At 33.5% G+C, this 19,802-nt stretch carries 16 protein-coding genes and 2 pseudogenes; 12 read left to right on the top strand and 6 right to left on the bottom strand.

Going from position 1 to position 19,802, the window contains the following annotated elements; translation table 11 throughout:
- Positions 1 to 422 precede the first annotated feature (422 nt).
- Together AABD74_RS12570 and ychF are read right to left on the bottom strand one after the other, a co-directional pair.
- Positions 423 to 1,100: a TIGR02117 family protein gene (locus AABD74_RS12570; RefSeq protein ID WP_232682805.1), complete on the bottom strand. Its 678-nt coding sequence runs from the start codon at positions 1,098 to 1,100 to the stop codon at positions 423 to 425.
- A gap of 360 nt (positions 1,101 to 1,460) precedes the next feature.
- Positions 1,461 to 2,555, bottom strand: coding sequence for a redox-regulated ATPase YchF (gene ychF, locus AABD74_RS12565; RefSeq protein ID WP_232682804.1), 1,095 nt, complete (start codon positions 2,553 to 2,555; stop codon positions 1,461 to 1,463).
- Positions 2,556 to 2,848: 293 nt separating this feature from the next.
- Between ychF and AABD74_RS12560 the strand changes: the two genes are divergently transcribed.
- The gene (locus AABD74_RS12560) at positions 2,849 to 5,482 is read left to right on the top strand and encodes a TonB-dependent receptor (RefSeq protein ID WP_232682803.1); all 2,634 of its coding nucleotides are present in this window, start codon (positions 2,849 to 2,851) and stop codon (positions 5,480 to 5,482) included.
- 201 nt (positions 5,483 to 5,683) lie between these two features.
- Here AABD74_RS12560 and AABD74_RS12555 read toward each other — a convergent pair whose 3' ends face one another.
- Positions 5,684 to 6,844: a hypothetical protein gene (locus AABD74_RS12555; protein WP_406843083.1), complete on the bottom strand. Its 1,161-nt coding sequence runs from the start codon at positions 6,842 to 6,844 to the stop codon at positions 5,684 to 5,686.
- 170 nt (positions 6,845 to 7,014) lie between these two features.
- Positions 7,015 to 7,365, bottom strand: coding sequence for a 4Fe-4S dicluster domain-containing protein (locus AABD74_RS12550; protein WP_232682800.1), 351 nt, complete (start codon positions 7,363 to 7,365; stop codon positions 7,015 to 7,017).
- Between the two features lie 151 nt (positions 7,366 to 7,516).
- Here AABD74_RS12550 and AABD74_RS12545 point away from each other — a divergent pair, with 151 nt between their 5' ends.
- The 6 genes from AABD74_RS12545 to AABD74_RS12520 all read left to right on the top strand — a co-directional run bounded on the left by AABD74_RS12545 (position 7,517) and on the right by AABD74_RS12520 (position 12,496).
- Entirely contained in the window at positions 7,517 to 8,590 is a 1,074-nt protein-coding gene (locus AABD74_RS12545; RefSeq protein WP_406843082.1) for an acyl-CoA reductase, read from the top strand.
- A gap of 92 nt (positions 8,591 to 8,682) precedes the next feature.
- A complete protein-coding gene (gene serC / locus AABD74_RS12540; protein ID WP_406843081.1) occupies positions 8,683 to 9,753 on the top strand; it encodes a 3-phosphoserine/phosphohydroxythreonine transaminase in 1,071 nt (356 codons plus the stop codon).
- Between the two features lie 167 nt (positions 9,754 to 9,920).
- Entirely contained in the window at positions 9,921 to 10,871 is a 951-nt protein-coding gene (locus tag AABD74_RS12535; RefSeq protein ID WP_232682797.1) for a D-2-hydroxyacid dehydrogenase, read from the top strand.
- A gap of 102 nt (positions 10,872 to 10,973) precedes the next feature.
- Positions 10,974 to 11,537 (top strand): DUF937 domain-containing protein, encoded by a 564-nt coding sequence (locus tag AABD74_RS12530; protein ID WP_232682796.1) that lies wholly within the window; start codon positions 10,974 to 10,976, stop codon positions 11,535 to 11,537.
- Between the two features lie 188 nt (positions 11,538 to 11,725).
- Positions 11,726 to 12,163, top strand: a complete 438-nt coding sequence (locus tag AABD74_RS12525; protein ID WP_232682795.1) for a DUF6146 family protein — start codon at positions 11,726 to 11,728, stop codon at positions 12,161 to 12,163.
- 30 nt (positions 12,164 to 12,193) lie between these two features.
- Positions 12,194 to 12,496 carry a DUF6787 family protein gene (locus tag AABD74_RS12520; RefSeq protein ID WP_406843080.1) on the top strand — a complete coding sequence of 101 codons (303 nt, stop codon included), beginning with the start codon at positions 12,194 to 12,196 and terminating at the stop codon, positions 12,494 to 12,496.
- Here the strand turns inward: AABD74_RS12520 and AABD74_RS12515 are convergent.
- The gene (locus AABD74_RS12515; protein ID WP_232682793.1) at positions 12,493 to 12,789 is read right to left on the bottom strand and encodes a hypothetical protein; all 297 of its coding nucleotides are present in this window, start codon (positions 12,787 to 12,789) and stop codon (positions 12,493 to 12,495) included. The two genes, AABD74_RS12520 and AABD74_RS12515, sit on opposite strands and share 4 nt — an antisense overlap.
- Positions 12,790 to 13,043: 254 nt before the next feature.
- On the opposite strand from AABD74_RS12515, the pseudogene AABD74_RS12510 reads away from it, so the two are divergent.
- The 4 genes and pseudogenes from AABD74_RS12510 to AABD74_RS12495 all read left to right on the top strand — a co-directional run.
- A pseudogene (locus tag AABD74_RS12510) lies at positions 13,044 to 13,256 on the top strand (ATP-binding cassette domain-containing protein); the annotation flags it as partial.
- Between the two features lie 216 nt (positions 13,257 to 13,472).
- Positions 13,473 to 13,922, top strand: a pseudogene (locus tag AABD74_RS12505) (ABC transporter ATP-binding protein); the annotation flags it as partial.
- Positions 13,923 to 13,994: 72 nt separating this feature from the next.
- Positions 13,995 to 14,759, top strand: a complete 765-nt coding sequence (locus tag AABD74_RS12500) for a TIGR02757 family protein (RefSeq protein ID WP_406843079.1) — start codon at positions 13,995 to 13,997, stop codon at positions 14,757 to 14,759.
- Positions 14,760 to 14,949: 190 nt separating this feature from the next.
- Complete coding sequence (locus tag AABD74_RS12495) at positions 14,950 to 16,302, top strand: DEAD/DEAH box helicase (protein ID WP_406843078.1); 1,353 nt, start codon at positions 14,950 to 14,952, stop codon at positions 16,300 to 16,302.
- Positions 16,303 to 16,449: 147 nt separating this feature from the next.
- On the opposite strand, the gene AABD74_RS12490 is transcribed toward AABD74_RS12495, so the two are convergent.
- Positions 16,450 to 17,562, bottom strand: coding sequence for a lactonase family protein (locus AABD74_RS12490; protein WP_406843077.1), 1,113 nt, complete (start codon positions 17,560 to 17,562; stop codon positions 16,450 to 16,452).
- Positions 17,563 to 17,831: 269 nt separating this feature from the next.
- Here AABD74_RS12490 and AABD74_RS12485 point away from each other — a divergent pair, with 269 nt between their 5' ends.
- The gene (locus AABD74_RS12485) at positions 17,832 to 19,760 is read left to right on the top strand and encodes a BatA domain-containing protein (RefSeq protein ID WP_406843076.1); all 1,929 of its coding nucleotides are present in this window, start codon (positions 17,832 to 17,834) and stop codon (positions 19,758 to 19,760) included.
- Positions 19,761 to 19,802: the final 42 nt, after the last annotated feature.

Raw genomic sequence — 19,802 nt, 5'->3', positions numbered from 1 at the left:
TATACCAATGCGAAATATTTTACGTGTGTATAAAAAACATTGGCTGACAATATTTAATTCCTAACGGAATTTCCTGTGGTGCATAAATACCTATTTATTACTAACAGAATAATTCCGTAGAGATTTAATATCGGTAACCAAAAAAAACTGACATACAGCAATTGTCCCGTAACCCAATGTCATTAAGTTAAGAGGAAATCTATAAAATTACTTAACAGTTTAATTAAGAAAGTAATTAGAAAAATCAGTTTTTATCAGCGTTTTCGCTTTAGCGAATCAGTAAAATCAGCGTCTAATTGTGACGCGGATAAAACAGATTTACTTCGTAAAAACGCTGATAAACACGGATTTGATTTGCAGTAATTTTATTTTCTAAAAGCTTAACTTAATGACATTGCCCGGAGGGACTATACGTTCATACTTTATTTATAATGACAAAAAATCCCTTTATCATAAACAGTCCATAAACTTGCTTTTTGGTTTGCTGCTTTTAAGGCATTGTTTGCCCAGGTATTGCAGGTATAAAAAAGGCTGTAACTTCCTTTTGCTTCATAAAAAGCATCTTTCTTTCCGTAACTGTGACCTTCTATCCATTCCGGGTGAATTGGATCGCTGAAACTATCTGAAATATAATTAACCAGACTTTGATAATTTTCTTTTGAAATCAAAATACGTTTGCAGTCCTCCCCTTCTCTCAATTGTTTAAAAAATGTAGTATGCATTGCCGATGAACTGATTCCGAATGCGGCTTTGCAGGCTGTACTTACTTTTAAATCTGACCACTCTGGTGTATCAAGATAAAATCCTTTGTCACCCCAGCCAAAAGCAATAAAATTCATTAAAGAATCTTTTGATTGTGTTTGGTTAAACTGAATTTCGTTTCGCCAGTCTTTAATTTCGTTTTTTACAGGAACTACAATATCAGTATGAACGCCGTTTGAGAGAATATAAATGGGAACTGCATTTTGCTCTTCGACCTGAGCAACATCAGAATTAACGGTAATTTTAGAAATCAGATAAACTGATAGTACATAAAGGACAAGAAAACTAAAGATTCCGAAAAGCGTCCATTTTAGTATTCTGAAAGTTTTTTTTAGCATTTTTATTGGCTTATTTTAGATTAGTGATTGGTTATTTTTCTGTAACCAATTTTTGAGCCAAAAATTTTCAAACTGTAAATTTGCTTGCGAAATGACACGTGGATTTTACGGATTCGCTTTCGCGAAAGCGCGGATTTAAACGGATTTTTTTATTCTCATTTTTGTCATCCTGAGGAACGAAGGATCACACTAGAATTTCCGCAATCTAAGTCGTTAATCTTTGTAGAGTTTCGTTTATGATCCTTCGTTCCTCAGGATGACAAACTTTGTGGTTATTCATTTTATAACAAAAAAACTGCTGAATTCCTCCAGCAGTTTTAGTATATTCTCTATAATCTTTCTTCTATTCTCTAAAAAAAATTAAACGTTAAAACGGAAATGCATTACATCACCATCTTTTACAACATATTCTTTTCCTTCAACTTTAAATTTTCCAGCTTCTTTTGCTTTTGATTCAGAACCGTATTGAACGTAATCATCGTATGAAATAACTTCGGCACGAATAAAACCTTTTTCAAAATCAGTATGGATAACTCCTGCTGCTTGCGGCGCAGTTGCTCCAATATTGATTGTCCAGGCACGAACTTCTTTTACACCAGCTGTAAAATAAGTCTGCTGTTTTAATAATTTATAAGCTGCACGAATTAAAACTGATGCTCCCGGCTCTTGCAATCCCATGTCTTCTAAAAAAACCTGACGCTCTTCGTAGCTTTCTAACTCCGTAATATCAGCCTCAGCACCTACTGAAAGTACAATAACTTCAGCTTCTTCATCTTTTACTAATTCACGAACCTGGTCAACATATTTGTTTCCGTTTACTGCAGAACTTTCATCAACATTACAAACATATAAAACCGGTTTTGCAGTAATTAATTGAAAACCTTCCATTAAAACCTCTTCGTCACTATTTTGAGGAATGATCGTTCTCGCAGATTTTGCCTGCAATAACGCTTCTCTAATTCTATTAAGTAACGCTTCTTCAGCCTGAGCTTCTTTATTGCCTGTTTTAGCAGCACGTTTTACTTTTTCTAAACGTTTTTCGATTGTTTCTAAGTCTTTTAACTGTAACTCAATATCAATCGTTTCTTTATCACGAATTGGATTTACATTTCCATCAACGTGAACAATATTATCATTATCAAAACAACGCAAAACGTGAATAATAGCATTACATTCTCTAATGTTTCCTAAAAACTGGTTTCCAAGACCTTCACCTTTACTTGCTCCTTTTACCAAACCTGCAATATCTACGATATCTACAGTTGCCATTTGTACACGCTCTGGTTTTACTAATTCTTCTAATTTGTTGATTCTCGGATCCGGAACGTTTACAACACCAATATTAGGTTCGATTGTACAAAACGGAAAGTTTGCACTCTGCGCTTTTGCATTAGATAAACAATTAAATAATGTTGATTTTCCAACATTTGGTAATCCTACAATTCCTGCTTTCATCTGTTGTTTCTATTTATTTTATTTGGACTTTGAACTTATCAAAGTCCCCATTAACTCTCTATTTTAATGGATTATGATTTACGTGTTTCTTTTTGTTTCTGCCAAAATGATATTTTTTGGCTTTAAAATTTTGCAAATATAAGATTTAATACCTCGTGAGCGAAGTAAAAATGTGCATTAATATAATTTTAGGGTAATTCTTAAAAATTTTTAAACTTATTATTAAGTTTTTGTTAAAAAATATTACTTTTATAAAAGTAATCAACAAAAAACCAAACAAAAAACCAACAACCATGAAAAAGATTGCATTATTTTTATTACTGCTGAATTCAGCGTTTCTTTTTGCTCAAAAAGAAGTCTCGGGTGTCGTTAAGGATAAAACCGGTACACCGCTTCCGGGTGTTAATGTTGTAGAAAAAGGGACTTCGAATGGCGTTTCTACCGATTTTGAAGGTGGTTATAAAATCAAAGTTAAAGAAGGCGCAACATTGATTTTTAGTTATGTAGGCTTTGCAACAGTCGAAAAATCAGCTTCGGGAGACAAAGTGGATGTTTATTTAGACGAAAGCGGCGGGCAGGTTTTAAGTGATGTAGTTGTTACAGGTTCCAGAAGTACTAAAAGAACCGTTGTAAACTCTGCCGTTCCTATTGATGTTATTAATGTAAAAGATGTTACAACGCAAAGTGGTAAAATTGAAATCAATCAGTTATTGCAATATGTTGCCCCATCTTTTAACGCTAATAAACAATCGGGTTCTGATGGTGCAGACCACGTAGATCCGGCTTCTTTAAGAGGGATGGGACCAGACCAGACTTTGGTTTTAATTAACGGAAAAAGAAGACATCAATCGTCTTTAATCAATTTATTTGGAACAAGAGGACGTGGAAATACAGGAACTGACTTAAATGCGATTCCGGCGGCTTCTATTAAAAGAATTGAGATTTTGCGCGACGGTGCGTCGGCGCAATACGGTTCTGATGCCATTGCCGGAGTTATCAATATTATTACAAATGATAATGTAAACGAACTTACAGGGTCTGTAACTTATGGTGTTTTTAATACGCATGCAAAAGGAGATTTTCTTCCGGGAACACCAAATACTAAAGGATACAGATTAGATCAGGACGGAAATGGAAATTCATATGGAAAGGATCAGGATTTTGACGGAGGTTCTGTAAGAGTTGCTGCTAATTATGGTGTGGCATTAGGGACTAAAGGCGGCTATATAAACTTTACGGGTGAGTTTTTAAATAAAAACAAAACTCTAAGACCTGCTTATGATTTTAGAAAAGGTTTTGGAGATGCCAGTATGCACGGCGTAAATTTATTTGCCAATTTATCTATTCCAATTGATGATAAAACAGAATTTTATGCTTTTGGAGGCAGTAATTTTAGAGATACAGATGCATATGCTTTTACCCGAAATGATGGTGAAAGAGTAGTTGAATCAGTTTATCCGGGTGGTTATACACCTAGAATTACATCAAAAATTAATGATAATTCAGTTGCTGCCGGAATTAAAACCCTTTCTTCGGGAGGATGGAAATTTGATTTAAGCAATACTTTCGGAAAAAATAAATTCCAGTATGATATTAAAGGAACTATAAATGCTTCGCTTGAAGAAAAATCGCCGCATGAGTTTGATGCCGGAGGACACAGTTTGCTTCAAAACACAACAAATTTTGATATTTCTAAAAACTACGACAGCGTTCTTAATGGTTTTAATATTGCTTTTGGAACTGAATTTAGAGTAGAGAAATTCGAAATTTTTGCAGGAGAAGAAGGTTCTTACACAACCTACGACACAAACGGACAGCCAATTACTGATCCAACAACTCAAAGCGCGCCTATCGATCCTGTTTCTGGAAATCCCAGACCGGGAAGTTCGCAAGGTTTCCCAGGTTACAGCCCGGCAAACGAAGTTAACGAAAGCCGTACCAACTTCTCTCTATATGCTGATGGTGAGTTAGATGTAACTAATTCTTTTATGGTAAACGCAGCCGTTCGTTTTGAAAATTACAGCGATTTTGGAAGTACTGTAAACGGAAAATTAGCTTCAAGATTAAAACTTGGCGATCACTTTAATTTAAGAGGTTCTGTGAGTACAGGCTTCCGTGCACCATCATTGGCTCAAATTTATTATAATTTACGTTTTACAAACTTTAATGCAAGCGGTGCAACCGAAGTTTTACTCGCACCAAACGACAGTGAGATTACCAGAGCTTTTGGAATTGGTAAATTAAACGAAGAAAAGGCCGTAAATGCCTCTTTAGGTTTTACAGCTTCTTTTGGAGATTTCACTGCAACGGTTGACGGTTATTATATTAAAGTAAAAGACCGTATTGTTCTTACCGGATATTTTGATGCAAGTTCTTTAAATCTTGGTGTTTCTGAAGCACAGTTTTTTGCTAACGGAGTTGACACAAGTACACATGGTCTGGATTTAGTTTTATCCTGGAAAAAAGCATATGATTTTGGAAATTTCGGAGCAACTTTGGTTGGAAATATCAACGATATGAAAATTGACAAGGTTAAAAATGGCAATTTAGATGAAGCTACTTTCTTTGGAAAACGTGAAAAAGCCTTTTTACTAGCTTCTGCACCTGACAGCAAATTTGGTTTAAACTTAACTTATTCCAAAAGTAAATTCGACGCTGGTTTAGCTTTTACTCGTTTCAGCAAAGTGGTTTTAGTTGATTATGCTGATGAAGATGACGTTTACAACCCAAGATTAGTTACCGATTTAACTATAGGATACCAAGTTACTAAAAGCTTAAAATTAAGCCTTGGAAGCAATAACTTGTTTAATGTTTATCCAACGAAACAAGACGAACAAGGAAATACAGAAGCCGGTGGATATTGGGATGCTGTACAAATGGGTTTCAGCGGAGCTTATTACTATGCCAGACTTGGATTTAATTTCTAACCCAACTTATCCTGACTAGATATGTCATCCTGAGCGAAGTCGAAGGACACATTCTGGTTTTAACGAAAGTTATACAACAACAAAAAGGGCTTGGACTTCGCTCAACCTGACAATATTTCAATTATACAGAACAAAAAATCCTGAACTTATTTGTTCAGGATTTTTGCTATATAATTGTTTAACAACTTCATAACTTATAACTCATAATTTATAATCCAAAGATGCAATGATTGCCTTTTCTTCATCAGTGGCAACAAAGCCGGAAATATCCCAATAATTTGTCAAGATTTTGTTTTTTTTATTAAACAATGATTTCTCTTTAAAAACATCACTTTCATTATAAGTAAAATTCTGTCTGTTAAAATTCGTAGTTACAAAACTATTTCTCACCTGAATTTTCTTTACCTGATCTTTTAATATAAGGTTATAGGCAATTTCTTCATTTGAATTCAGCAGATAATAATCTTGTCCGTCAAATCTATAATCTACTCTTACAGAAGACTTTGTAATATTTTTTGAGTTTACCGTTGTTTTCTCTTCAATTTTATCAAGATTTTGAGGAGTAATATCTATTGTAAAACCCATAATAAGTTTTTTTACAGGATCATAAACTATCTCAAAATTATCTACAGCTTCCTTCGCTTTATCGAGAGGTGTAATATACATTACATAATAATCTTTATTTTTAGCGTGGCCTCTAATAACAAAATCATATTCTTTTTTTGCTTTTGAATCCAATAACGGATCAAAATATTTAAAATCAGAATAATTTTTCATGATATTATTCAAATCATATCCTCTCAAATCAGCACTTATATCAGTTTCTAATAATCCGTATGACCTGTTTTGTTCAACAAGCAAAGTAGTTGCATTATTATTTTTATCGAACTGAAAATTAACTAATCCGTCATTGTAATAAGAATACTGATTATTGAGCATAAAAAACTCCCTTACATATACTTTTTGTCTATGCGAAATGCTGATTTTTTTCGTAGAATTTGAAACTAATTTCTGCAGTATTTTTTCCGGATCCTCTCTAGACAAAACTACTTCGTCCAGTTTATTGTTTTTACTCTTTAAATAAATAACAAATTTTTGATCTCCATTTAATGATGTCCAGCGTACCGTTGCATCCTCATAATCAGTTTGAGAAACCTGAACATTAGAACCGCCCGTAAGCATAAAAGTTACCTTACCTTCTTCATTGCTTAATAAAATCTGTTTGGTTTTCATTATTACAACAGTAGCATTTTCAATAGGCAGTAACGTTTCTATATCTCGCACAAAAATAGAATATTCTTGATTTTGTGAGAAAACACAAACACTAAATAAAACAAAAAATAAAAGTATACTTTTCCTCATAAGCTTGTTAAATTTTCAACTAAAGTATTGTTTTTTTAACATTAAAGCAACACCCTGAAAAATAAAACATTCGTTATCAATAAACTAACTTTTACAAATACCTGATATCAGGGCAAAAAAAACCTAAGCAAGTGCTCAGGTTTTTCAATATAAATATACTTTTAAAGAAATTATTCTCCATGTAAAAACGCCTGTCTGTTCAACAAGGTTTCTTCATCTTCTACATGATTATCATCCGGCACACAGCAATCAACAGGACAAACAGCAGCACATTGTGGTTCATCATGAAAACCTTTACACTCTGTACATTTTCCTGGAACAATATAATAGATTTCGTCAGAAATTGGAGTCTGAGCGTCATCAGCGTCAACTTCAGTTCCATCAGGTAAAATTACAGTTCCTTTTAGGTTTGTTCCGTCTTTATATCTCCAATCATCTGCTCCTTCATATATTGCTGTATTTGGGCACTCTGGTTCACAGGCCCCACAGTTTATGCATTCGTCAGTTATAATAATTGCCATCTTTTTATTTGTCTTAAAGTTAAAAATCTAAAGTCTTAAAGTTAAAAAAAGTACGAAAGAGACATTTCTCTCTTTTGACTTTAAGACTTTCGACTTAATTATGCTTATTTTTGTGCAAAATTACAATCAAAACAATTCATAAACAAACATTATGACATTAGAAACAAAAAAAAGTGTTTTTGTTGAATTAGGAAAATTTCTAAGTCAGTTTTCTGAAGAGCAGTCTATGCAAAAATCTGACGTTTTATATAATGATATCTTTTTTGATGATTTCGAAAAACTAATCCATTTATCACAATCTCATAATGGATGGTACACACCGGAACAAGTATATTTTGCAATAAAATCCTGGGCAGATGCTTTAACAGAAGAAAACATCAGCAAATGGATTTCTCAATATTCATCTGACTTCGCTCAGAATGATAAAAAAGAAAAAACAGTTGCTTTGATTTTAGCAGGAAATATTCCACTTGTTGGTTTTCATGATTTTTTATCAGTTTTAATCACCGGAAATAAAGCTTTAGTAAAAACATCCTCAAACGATCAGCATTTACTGCCGTTTTTAGCCAAGTATTTAATTGCTGTTGATGAAAGTTTAAAAGATAAAATCACTTTCGTGGATGGTAAACTGGAAAATTTTGATATCGTAATTGCCACAGGAAGCAACAATACAGCCCGTTATTTTGAGTATTATTTCAAAGATAAACCTTCCATCATCCGCAAAAACAGAAATTCGGCAGCAGTTTTAAACGGAAAAGAAACTCACGAAGAATTAGAAGCTCTTGGCGAAGATATTTTTAGATATTTTGGTTTAGGATGCCGAAATGTATCTAAACTTTTTGTTCCAAGCGGCTATTCATTTGACGCTTTTTTTCAAGCCGTTTTTAAATATCAGGACGTTATTCATTACGAGAAATACGCCAATAATTACGATTACAATAAAGCGGTTTTTTTAATGAGTAATTTTAAATTATTGGATAACGGTTTTTTAACTTTAAAAGAAGATTCAAGCTACGCCTCGCCTATTTCGAGCGTTTTCTTTGAATATTATGAAAATCCCGAGGATTTAAAATCTCGCCTTGAAGCCGATGCAGAACAAATTCAATGTATTGTAAGCAACAATTTGATCAAAAATAGTGTTGCATTTGGTCAAACACAAAATCCTCAATTATGGGATTATGCAGATAACGTTGATACTATAACGTTTTTGTTAACAACAAAGTAAAAAAATGTTTAATTATTTCGAATTATTTATCGCTTTTTCAGCTCCTATTGCCGAAATTTGCATCTTTAAAATTTCGACTATTAACAAAAACCATGAAAAAACACAACTACAGCGCAGGACCAAGTATTTTACCTCAGGAAGTTTTTGAGAAGGCATCAAAAGCAATTTTAAATTTTAATGATTCAGGATTATCTATTCTTGAAATCTCGCACCGAAGCAAAGATTTTGTTGCTGTTATGGATGAAGCTCGTTCGCTGGCTTTAGAATTATTAGGACTTCAGGGAAAAGGATATCAGGCTTTGTTTTTACAAGGCGGTGCAAGTACTGCATTCTTGATGGCTCCATATAACTTAATGAAAGAAAACGGAAAAGCAGCTTATCTTGATTCAGGAACGTGGGCAACTGCGGCTATTAAAGAAGCTAAACTTTTTGGAGAAACTATTATCGTAGGCTCTTCAAAAGATGATAATTATACACATATTCCAAAAGGTTACGAAATACCAAGTGATGCTGATTATTTTCACTGTACAAGTAACAATACCATCTTTGGAACTCAAATGAAAGATTTTCCGGCAACAAACATTCCTGTTGTCTGCGACATGAGTTCTGATATTTTTTCTCGTGAATTAGATTTCTCTAAATTTGATTTAATCTATGCCGGAGCTCAAAAAAATATGGGACCTGCAGGAACTACTCTTGTTGTAGTTAAAGAAGAAATTTTAGGTAAAAACGGAAGAACAATTCCTAGTATGTTAGATTATGCTAAACATATCAAAGCAGAAAGTATGTACAATACTCCTCCTGTTTTTTCAGTTTATGTTTCATTATTAACTTTACAATGGATTAAAGAAAAAGGCGGAATCGCTGCTGTTGAAAAATTAAACAACGCAAAAGCAGATTTACTTTATGCTGAAATCGACAGAAACCCATTATTTAAAGGTGCTGCTGCAGTAGAAGACCGCTCTAAAATGAACGTAACTTTCTTACTAAACAACCCGGATCATACAGAAACTTTTGATGCTTTATGGAAAGCAGCAAACATTTCTGGATTACCAGGACACCGTTCTGTGGGTGGTTACAGAGCTTCTATTTACAACGCTATGCCTATCGAAAGTGTACAGGTTTTAGTTGATGTGATGAAAGCACTTGAGTCTAAAGTTTAATCGTTTATACGTTTAATTGTTAATTTGATTAACTGTTTAAACGTAAAATGTTTCCTTTAGAAAAATATCATAAAAGAAAAATAATAGATTGGTTCATCGATTAAACAAATAAACGTATAAACGATTAAACAGTTAAACCGATTAACCAAATAAACAACATACCCAAAATGAAAGTATTAGCAAATGACGGAATTTCTAAAAGTGGAATTCTAGCCTTAGAAAAAGGCGGATTTGAAGTTATAACTACAAAAGTAGCTCAGGAACAAGTAGCTAACTTTATTAATGAAAATAATGTAGACGTAATTTTAGTACGCAGCGCAACTAAAGTTCGTAAAGATATTATCGACGCTTGTCCTGGTATCAAAATCATCGGCCGTGGTGGTGTTGGTATGGACAATATCGATGTGGATTATGCTAAAAGCAAAGGAATTCATGTAATTAATACTCCAGCTTCATCATCAGAATCTGTTGCCGAGTTGGTATTTGGGCACTTATTTTCTGGTGTTCGTTTCTTACATGACTCAAACAGAAATATGCCTCTTGAGGGAGATTCAAACTTTGACGGTTTGAAAAAAGCATATGCAAACGGAGTTGAATTAAGAGGAAAAACTTTAGGTATTGTTGGTATTGGCCGTATCGGACAAGCTACTGCAAAAATGGCTCTTGGTTTAGGAATGAAAGTTATCGCTGCTGATAGCTTTATTCCTGAAGTAGACGTAAAAGTTGAGTTTTTTGACGGTCAGTCAATCACAACTAAAATCGTTTCTCAATCTTTAGAATCTTTATTTAAAGAAGCAGATTTCATTACATTACACGTTCCTGCTCAAGATGGTTATATCATTGGAGAGAAAGAACTTGAAATCATGAAAGATGGTGTTGGAATCGTAAACTGTGCTCGTGGTGGTGTTATTGATGAAGTAGCTTTAGTAAAAGCTTTAGATTCAGGTAAAGTTGCTTTTGCTGGTTTAGACGTTTTCGAAAGCGAACCAAAACCAGAAATGGCTATCTTAATGCACTCAAAAATCTCATTGACGCCTCACATTGGAGCTGCAACCGGAGAAGCACAAGACAGAATTGGTACTGAATTAGCATCACAAATTATTACTTTGTTAAGCTAGTAATCAAAAAATAGATTATCTTTAAAGGGATTTACTATATATTTGTAGTAAATCCCTTTCTTTTTTATTAGTTTTGGTGTGTAATTTAAACTCTTAAATATTATGTTTGAACAATTAACCCAATTAGTACAGCAATATGGAGGCGATGCTGTTGTTAACAATAGCGCTGTCCCAAACGAACACAATGAAGCCGTAATAAGCGAAACCAGTTCTTCTATTTTTGAAGGATTAAAAAAAATTGCTTCTGAAGGCGGTGGTGAACAACTAGCCGGTTTATTCAACGGAAATTCTCCTATAGACAGCTCGAACCCTGTTGTACAGCAAATCACACAGCAATTGTCAGGAAACCTAGGCGAAAAATTTGGTTTAAGCAGTGCCGATTCATCTGGAGTAGCTTCAAACTTAATTCCGCAGATTTTAGGCTCATTAGTAAATAAAGCAAAAGATCCTAATGACAGCAGTTTTCAGATTTCGGACATTATCAATTCGATTTCAGGAAACAGCGGACAAGCATCAGGAATCATGGATACCATTTCAAAATACGGAACACAATTCGGACTTGACCAAAACAACGACGGAAAAGTCGACGTTGCAGATGCACTCGCAGTTACCAAAAGCAAAGGAGGCATCGCCGGACTATTTGGAAAATTGTTTGGAAGCAAGTAAGATGCTAAGGTTCCAAGCCGCTAAGATTCTAAGCAATAAAATATTAAAAGCTGTTTATTATATAAACGGCTTTTTTTATTTCTAAAACAATTAAAAACTCTGCACTTCCTAATCTTAGCAGTTTAGAACCTTAGCATCTTAACAACTTCAAAAAAAATTCGTAACTTTAGTTCTCAAAAGTAAATGTTATGAAAAAGTGCATTTCCATATTGATTTTATTATTAACAATAATAGCTTGCTCTACAGCTTCGCAAAAGATTGCCAGTACAGATAATAATACTTCAAACAAAAAATTAAGCGATACCGTTAGAATTGCAAATGATTCTTTGGAATATGAAGTAATAATTATCGATAATGGTTTTAGCAGCTGGCTGGCATCAAGGGCATATCCCAGAAATTATCATTCATTAGAATATCTTGAAAACAAAAATAACTTGTATGTAACAGAGTGGAACAGCCGCGTATTACAGCCTCAGCGCTATAATCCAAATTTATACGAAATGTCGATTAATTATCGACCAGACATTCACTACGGCTACGAAGTAAACTACTTAATTTACAATTACATGATTTATTTTCAAAATACTTACAAACAAAAACTTTGGGGGTATGTTCCTTCAAGATAATTACTATATTTGTAATCATTACAAATAGCAATGAATAAATTAAAAGAACGCTGGGGAATCTCCTCAAATCTACAAGCCATTATAATACTTACCGTTTTTGCCATTACAGGATCGGCTTCTGCCTGGCTGTCTAAACCATTTTGCGTTTGGCTGGGAATCACCAAAGAAGATTTTGGAGGCTGGTTTACCTTAATTCGCCTGCTAATAATTTTCCCTATTTATCAGGTTCTATTAGTTGCAATAGGAACCGTGTTTGGGCAGTTTAAATTCTTTTGGAACTTCGAAAAGAAAATGCTCAAAAACATGGGATTAGGTTTTTTATTCAAAGACTAAACTTTCATTCTCTCTCCCGAAAAGAAATAAGTATAAATCCACGTAAGTGTAAAAGATGGAATTACATCTGTAAACGGAATTATTTCTTCCAGAAATGTCAAAACACCCGCAACTTTTCCAACCCTTCCTTTATACATTCGGGTCATTATAAAAGCCGCAATTGGAGCCCAGATTATATCTCCAAATTCAGCAAATCCAAAAACAGAATAAGTCAGCATACCAATTCCGTCCAAAATTAAACCAATTATTAATTTTGACATTCTGTTATCTTCTACAACATTTAATTCCTGCATTTTAAGTTTGATTTGAGTTTATCCGAAATTAAAAATAATTTATGAAACTCATTTTATTCCAATATTAAATTTAATTTCAAAATTCCCATATCAAGAAACGAGCCGATTTTTAAATTGTAGATTGTAGATTGCAGATTTTAGATTATTTCTTATTATGAATATCAACGAGGCAAAGAATTGGAATTTGGAATTTAAGATATTGAAATTTGATTCTAACCATAATCTTCGTTTCTTTGTAAAAACAGTTTCAATAAATGATACACGCAAAAAACATACATAAATTCTACGATAAACTTGAAGTTTTAAAGGGAGTTGATTTACATATTAAAAAAGGCGAAATTGTTTCGATTGTTGGAGCTTCCGGTGCCGGAAAAACAACTTTACTGCAAATTCTGGGAACCTTAGATGTACCAGAAAGAAACTCAGATTCATCATTAACCATTAATGGCAAAAACATTTTGAAACTGCAGGATATTGAAACTGACAATTCAAAACAGGAAAAAGCATTTAAAATTATAACTTGGTCAGGTTTAATTTACGCTGTAATTCTGGTTGTTTATTTGTTATTTTTCAGAACGAAAATTTTCGATGACACGTTAAGATTAGTAATAACCGGAGTTTTATTTTTACCAATATTTTTGGTGTTTGTTTACTATAACAGCTATTTTAAGAAGAAAAGCAAGCAGGACAAAATATTATCTGATTTCAGAAATTTAAACCTTGGGTTCATTTTTCAGTTTCATCAGTTATTACCCGAATTTACAGCTTTAGAAAACGTTTGTATTCCTGCTTTTATGGCCAACAAACCAAAAGCTGAAACTGAAAAAGAAGCTAAAAAAATCCTGGACTATTTAGGTTTATCTCACAGAATTCATCACAAACCAAATGAGCTTTCGGGCGGAGAGCAGCAGCGCGTTGCCGTTGCAAGGGCCTTAATCAACAAACCTGATGTGATTTTTGCCGATGAACCGTCTGGAAATCTTGATACACATTCTGCCGAAAATTTACATCAATTGTTTTTCCAGCTTCGTGACGAATTCGGACAGACTTTTGTAATCGTAACCCACAATGAAGAATTAGCCAATATGGCCGACAGAAAATTAATTATGGTCGACGGTCAAATTAGCAATTAGGAGCTATTTCCAAAAAAACTTCGGGGCCATCAGGGCTAAGGCACTCGAATAAACAAGAACATTTCATTTCAAATGAATCAGAAAGAACTCAAAGAATTTCTCGACGAAAAAGTTATTCAATATAACAATCAGGATTTTATCGAAAGTGATCCCGTGCAGATTCCACATCTCTTTACTCAAAAAGAAGATATTGAAATTGCCGGATTCTTAAGCGCATCAATCGCTTGGGGAAATCGTAAAATGATTATCAGGAATTCGCATAAAATGATGGAATTAATGGGAAATACACCTTACGATTTCGTCATGTCTCATTCTGAAGATAACTTGGCTGATTTAGAAGCCTTCGTTCACCGCACCTTCAACGGAAAAGATTTCGGCGGATTCATTAAAGGTTTACAGCACATTTACAAAAACCACAACGGACTCGAAGCGGTTTTTGCTAAAAATCAGGAAAAAGACAGTCTGCAAAAAAGCATAAGCGAATTCAAAAAGATATTTTTCGAAATAGATCATTTACCACGAACCCAAAAACATATTTCAGATCCGTTGAATAATTCTGCTGCAAAACGCATCAATATGTATTTACGCTGGATGGTTCGCCAAGATACAAAAGGCGTCGATTTAGGAATCTGGAAAACTATTTCTCCATCCGTATTATCTTGTCCGTTAGACGTGCATTCAGGAAATGTTGCCCGCAAACTAGGAATTCTTTCGCGAAAGCAAAACGACGCAAAAGCTTTATTAGAATTAGATACAAAACTTCGTGAAATGGACGCTGCAGATCCTGTAAAGTATGATTTTGCTTTGTTTGGGTTAGGCGTTTTTGAAGGGTTTTAAGCTTTTAAATTAATATATTTTATTTAAGGTTTTGTGCTGCCAGGCTGAGCGAAGTCGAAGCCCACGTTCCAATTGGCACGCTCTTCGACTTCGCTCAGAGGGACAATCAAAGTGAAAATACAACATCTAAAATTACAAAATCAACAAAAAACCGTCATTTTAATGTACATTTGCACAAAATTTAATGCAAATGAGCACTTTCGAAAAATTCAATCTCCCAAAATCATTACAAAAAGCTGTTGACGAATTAGGCTTTGTTACGCCTACTCCTATTCAGGAAAAATCTTTCTCTGTAATCATGTCTGGACGCGATATGATGGGAATTGCGCAAACCGGAACCGGTAAAACATTTGCCTATTTACTGCCTCTTTTAAAACTTTACAAATTCACCAATACCAATACGCCAAAAATCGTAATTCTGGTTCCAACCCGCGAATTAGTAGTTCAGGTTGTAGAAGAAGTAGAAAAATTAACCACCTATATGTCGGTTAAAACATTGGGTATTTATGGAGGTGTAAACATCAATACACAAAAAAAAGCCGTTTACGAAGGTGTCGATATTTTAGTCGGAACTCCGGGTCGTACAATGGATTTAGCACTTGATGCTGTTGTTCGTTTTGATGAAACTCAAAAATTAGTAATCGACGAATTTGACGAAATGCTTAACCTTGGTTTCAGACCACAGCTGACTTCACTTTTGGCGATGATGAAAACTAAACGTCAAAATATATTATTCTCTGCAACAATGACTGATGAAGTTGATGATATATTAAACGATTATTTTGATTTTCCAGAAGAAGTTACCCTTGCAGCATCGGGAACGCCGCTTGAAAAAATTACGCAGATTACATACAACGTTCCAAACTTCAATACAAAAGTAAACTTGCTGAAACATTTATTGCAGAATGACGAAAGCATGGATCGTGTTTTGGTTTTTGTAAACAATAAAAAGATTTCAGATATGCTACATACTCGCATTGAAGAAGATTTTGAAGGACAATTTGGTGTAATTCACTCGAATAAATCTCAAAATTATCGTTTGAGTACCATGGCAGAATTTCAGGAAGGAAATCTTCGCGGTTTAATCACAACCGATATTATGGCAAGAGGTTTAGATATTTCTAATATCTCGCACGTAATTAACTTTGAACTTCCAGAAGAACCTGAATTATACATGCACAGAATTGGTCGTACAGGTCGTGCAGATGCTACAGGAACAGCAATTAGCTTTGTAACACCAAGAGAAGAGGAATTTAAAATTGAAGTCGAAGTTTTAATGAACCAGGAACTGGATATCACTGATTTTCCTGAAGAAGTTGAAGTTTCATCAAAATTAATCGAGCCTGAAAAAGACAAACAGCCTATTAAGTTTTTAATGAAAAAAGTAAAACTCGAAGGAGACGGAGCTTTTCACGAAAAATCTAAAAAGAATAAAAAAGTCAATTTAGGAGGCCCTTCAAAAACAAAAAAGAAAACTCACGGTTCTGTCAATCGAAATATGCTGAAAACGAGAGATAAAAAGAGGAAAGATAACAACAAATAGTTTCTTTGTAAGAGACAAAGGTTCAAAGAAACAAAGAGACAAAGTATAAAAAGGCTCAAAAGAAAATTTAATTTTCTTTTGAGCCTTTTGCTCTAGTTCAAACCTTTGTATCTCTGAACCTTTGTCTCTTTGAACCTTTTTAAAAAACTAAATTTTCGTAAATACAAGCCCCACAGGCGAACACAATTGAATTCTTTTTCCTGTATCTGTAATTTTTCCTGTTGCGATATCTCTTTTAAAAATAACAATATCGTTAGTATATTGATGACCAACTAAAAGGTAATTTCCTGTTGGGTCAATGGCAAAATCTCTTGGGCCTTTTCCTAAAGTACTTTGCTGCTCTACTAATTCTATATTTCCATTTTTAAGAATTTTATATACTGAAACAGCATTAGCATCTGCACGATCAGAAACATATAAAAAATTTCCGTCTGGTGAGATTTTAATAGCCGCTGCGCTCGTTCCGCCTTTAAAGCTTTTAGGTAAAATACTGGTTTCGGCAATTACTTTTAAACTTCCGGTTTTATTGTAGCTAAAAGTTGTCAGCGTACCATCTAATTCCTGAACTAAATAAACAAATTTACCATCTTTACTAAAAGTTAAATGTCTTGGGCCGCTTCCCGGTTTTACATCAACACTGCCTTTTAAAGTCAGAATTTCATTTTTAGAAGTTGGATTGTATTTGTAAATAAAAACTTTATCTAAACCTAAATCATTAGAAAGCACAAACTTTTTATCTGGAGAAAAAACCACCATATGTACGTGCGCCTTTTCCTGACGTGCTGCATTAGATCCTTTTCCTTCATGCTGAATCAATTGCTGTACTTCAGAAATGCTTCCATCAGTATTCTTTTTATAAACAACGATATTACCTCCGGAATAATTGGCAGCAATTACATTTTTATCATCATTTATTAAATGACAAGGATCTGCTCCCAATGCATCATTTTTATTCAAAAAATTAATTTTTCCTGATGCAGAATCATATCCAAATGCACTTACCGTACTTTGTGTTCCATTCTCATTTACCGCATAAATAAATTTATTATCAGCAGAAACCGATAAATAACTAGGACTCACAACATTTTCAGAAGAATTTTTAAGTTTAAACTCACCTGAATTTGCATCAAATTCATAAACGTAAATTCCGTTGCTCTGGCATGTATTAGTATAAGTTCCAACTAACAGGTTAAATTTATTTTGGGCTTCAACAGTTGTGACTGCCAAAGCTGAAAATAATACTAGATATATTTTTTTCATAGTTTGTTTTTTTGAATACGCTAAAATAAGCAATAATATCTTTTAGATCATTACAAATAAAGTCAGAAAAGTTACATTTTTCAAAAAGGATTTCTACCATATAAGTTATATAAGTTCATTTAATTAAAACATATTAACTCCTGCTTATAATCTCTCATATAACTTATATGGTTTAACTAAATATTGCCTCTATGGTTTAATTAAAAATTTGTATTTTTGACCAGTATCTTCGCGAAAAATAAAACGTAGCGAAGTAAATCGAAGCCAGAATGCATTTTAAACATCCCGAAATTCTATACTTTCTTTTTTTATTGATTGTTCCAATTTTGGTTCATTTATTTCAATTACGACGATTTAAAACCTCTTATTTTACCAATGTTCGTTTCCTAAAAGAACTGGCAATTCAGACTCGTAAAAGTTCTAAAATCAAAAAACGATTATTGCTTGCCACACGCCTTTTATTACTTACTTGCGCCATTACAGCTTTTGCACAGCCATTTTTTGAAGCCAAAGACAGTAAAAATGCATCAAACGAAATGTATATTATTTTAGACAATTCGTTTAGTATGCAGGCAAAAGGCAAAAAAGGAGAATTGCTAAAACGTGCCGTTCAGGAATTACTTGAAAACACGCCCGAAACTGCTCAATTTTCGCTGCTTACAAATACCGAAAATTACTGGAATACCGATATAAAATCGACTAAAAGTGCTTTACAGAATCTAAAATACAGCGCAGTGCCATTTGAACTTTCATCGATTATGGCAAAAGTAAAAGCACATAAATCAGTACATAAAAAAGATATTGTTATTATTTCTGATGTTGTTGGTTTAACTGAAAATGATATTAAAAATATTGATACTGAAGAAAAAACCTATTTTATAATTCCCGAAGCCGAGCAAAAAAATAACGTTTCTATTGACAGCGTTTACATCAATCAGACTTTAGAAAATTTCTATGAAATAAGTGTAAACTTATCCGGTTATGGTGAAGATTTTAAACCTATTTCGACTGCTTTGTACAATCAAAATAAACTGATTGCCAAAACAATCATTAATTTTGATACTAAGAAAAAGAAAATCAGCTTTACGATTCCAAAAGAAGCTTTTCACGGTTATGTTTCTATTGAAGACAATGGTTTAACTTACGATAACAAATTATTTTTCAGCATTTCTAAAAACAAAAAAACAAACGTAATCAGCATTGGCGAACCTGAAAAAAGTAATTTCTTGTCGAGAATTTATACTTCTGCCGAATTCAATTATAATAATTACTCTATCAGTTCTTTAGATTATAATAGTTTAGAAAAACAAAATACAATAATCTTAAACGAATTAGTTGAAATTCCGCAGGCTTTGCAAACGACTTTAAAAGCCTTTGTTTCTAAAGGCGGAAATTTGGTTGTAATTCCTTCTGAAAAAAGTTCCATTTCAAATTTAAATTCCTTTTTAGGAAATTTTGGAAAGGTTCAGTTTAATAATCTTAAAACAGAAAGTAAACTTATTACCAAAATTAATTTCGATCACCCTTTATTTTCAGGAGTTTTCGAGAATAAAATTACGAATTTTCAATATCCAAAAACAAGCAGTTCATTTGATATTTTGAGTCCATACCCGGCGGTTTTATCTTATGAAGATCAAAGTACATTTGTAACGGCAATTCAAAATCCTACGGCTGGAATTACTGTATTTTCGGCACCAATAAATGCAGTAAATTCAAACTTTCAGCAATCGCCGTTAATTGTTCCGTTGTTTTATAAAATGGCGCAGAACAATCAAAAAACGGGTGTAAATGCTTTAACTATTGGAAATAATCAGCCGTATTTCGTTGATGTTTTGCTGACAAAAGATGCTATTTTGGAGGTAAAAGGAACAGAAGATTCGTTTATTCCGATTCAGCAGATTTTGAATAATAAAGTCAAATTAACGTTTAATGATTTTCCGGAAACAGCTGGAAATTACAGCATTTTTGATAAAAAAGAATGGGTTGAAAATTTGAGCTTTAATTACAAAAGAACCGAAAGCGATTTGAGTCAGGTAAACACAAACGTAGTTTCTGATTTTAAAACCGCCGATACGATTTCGACCATTTTTAACACCTTACAAACTGAGCGGACTGACAGCCAAATTTGGAAATGGTTTGTTATCTTTGCACTGTTATTTTTAGCATTAGAAATGGCGATTATAAAATTCGTGAAGTAGATTTCTAACTGTTCGTTTTCGTATGTCATTTCGACCGCAGGG

Source organism: Flavobacterium soyae, from assembly GCF_045348165.1.
GTDB classification, from domain to species: domain Bacteria; phylum Bacteroidota; class Bacteroidia; order Flavobacteriales; family Flavobacteriaceae; genus Flavobacterium; species Flavobacterium soyae.
This window is presented reverse-complemented; position numbering and strand designations above follow the sequence as displayed.

Coding starts and splice junctions, on each gene's coding strand:
- AABD74_RS12570 (WP_232682805.1), bottom strand. CDS start 1,100: ATGCTAAAAAAAACTTTCAGAATACTAAAATGGACGCTTTTCGGAATC.
- ychF (WP_232682804.1), bottom strand. CDS start 2,555: ATGAAAGCAGGAATTGTAGGATTACCAAATGTTGGAAAATCAACATTA.
- AABD74_RS12560 (WP_232682803.1), top strand. CDS start 2,849: ATGAAAAAGATTGCATTATTTTTATTACTGCTGAATTCAGCGTTTCTT.
- AABD74_RS12555 (WP_406843083.1), bottom strand. CDS start 6,844: ATGAGGAAAAGTATACTTTTATTTTTTGTTTTATTTAGTGTTTGTGTT.
- AABD74_RS12550 (WP_232682800.1), bottom strand. CDS start 7,365: ATGGCAATTATTATAACTGACGAATGCATAAACTGTGGGGCCTGTGAA.
- AABD74_RS12545 (WP_406843082.1), top strand. CDS start 7,517: ATGACATTAGAAACAAAAAAAAGTGTTTTTGTTGAATTAGGAAAATTT.
- serC (WP_406843081.1), top strand. CDS start 8,683: ATGAAAAAACACAACTACAGCGCAGGACCAAGTATTTTACCTCAGGAA.
- AABD74_RS12535 (WP_232682797.1), top strand. CDS start 9,921: ATGAAAGTATTAGCAAATGACGGAATTTCTAAAAGTGGAATTCTAGCC.
- AABD74_RS12530 (WP_232682796.1), top strand. CDS start 10,974: ATGTTTGAACAATTAACCCAATTAGTACAGCAATATGGAGGCGATGCT.
- AABD74_RS12525 (WP_232682795.1), top strand. CDS start 11,726: ATGAAAAAGTGCATTTCCATATTGATTTTATTATTAACAATAATAGCT.
- AABD74_RS12520 (WP_406843080.1), top strand. CDS start 12,194: ATGAATAAATTAAAAGAACGCTGGGGAATCTCCTCAAATCTACAAGCC.
- AABD74_RS12515 (WP_232682793.1), bottom strand. CDS start 12,789: ATGCAGGAATTAAATGTTGTAGAAGATAACAGAATGTCAAAATTAATA.
- AABD74_RS12500 (WP_406843079.1), top strand. CDS start 13,995: ATGAATCAGAAAGAACTCAAAGAATTTCTCGACGAAAAAGTTATTCAA.
- AABD74_RS12495 (WP_406843078.1), top strand. CDS start 14,950: ATGAGCACTTTCGAAAAATTCAATCTCCCAAAATCATTACAAAAAGCT.
- AABD74_RS12490 (WP_406843077.1), bottom strand. CDS start 17,562: ATGAAAAAAATATATCTAGTATTATTTTCAGCTTTGGCAGTCACAACT.
- AABD74_RS12485 (WP_406843076.1), top strand. CDS start 17,832: ATGCATTTTAAACATCCCGAAATTCTATACTTTCTTTTTTTATTGATT.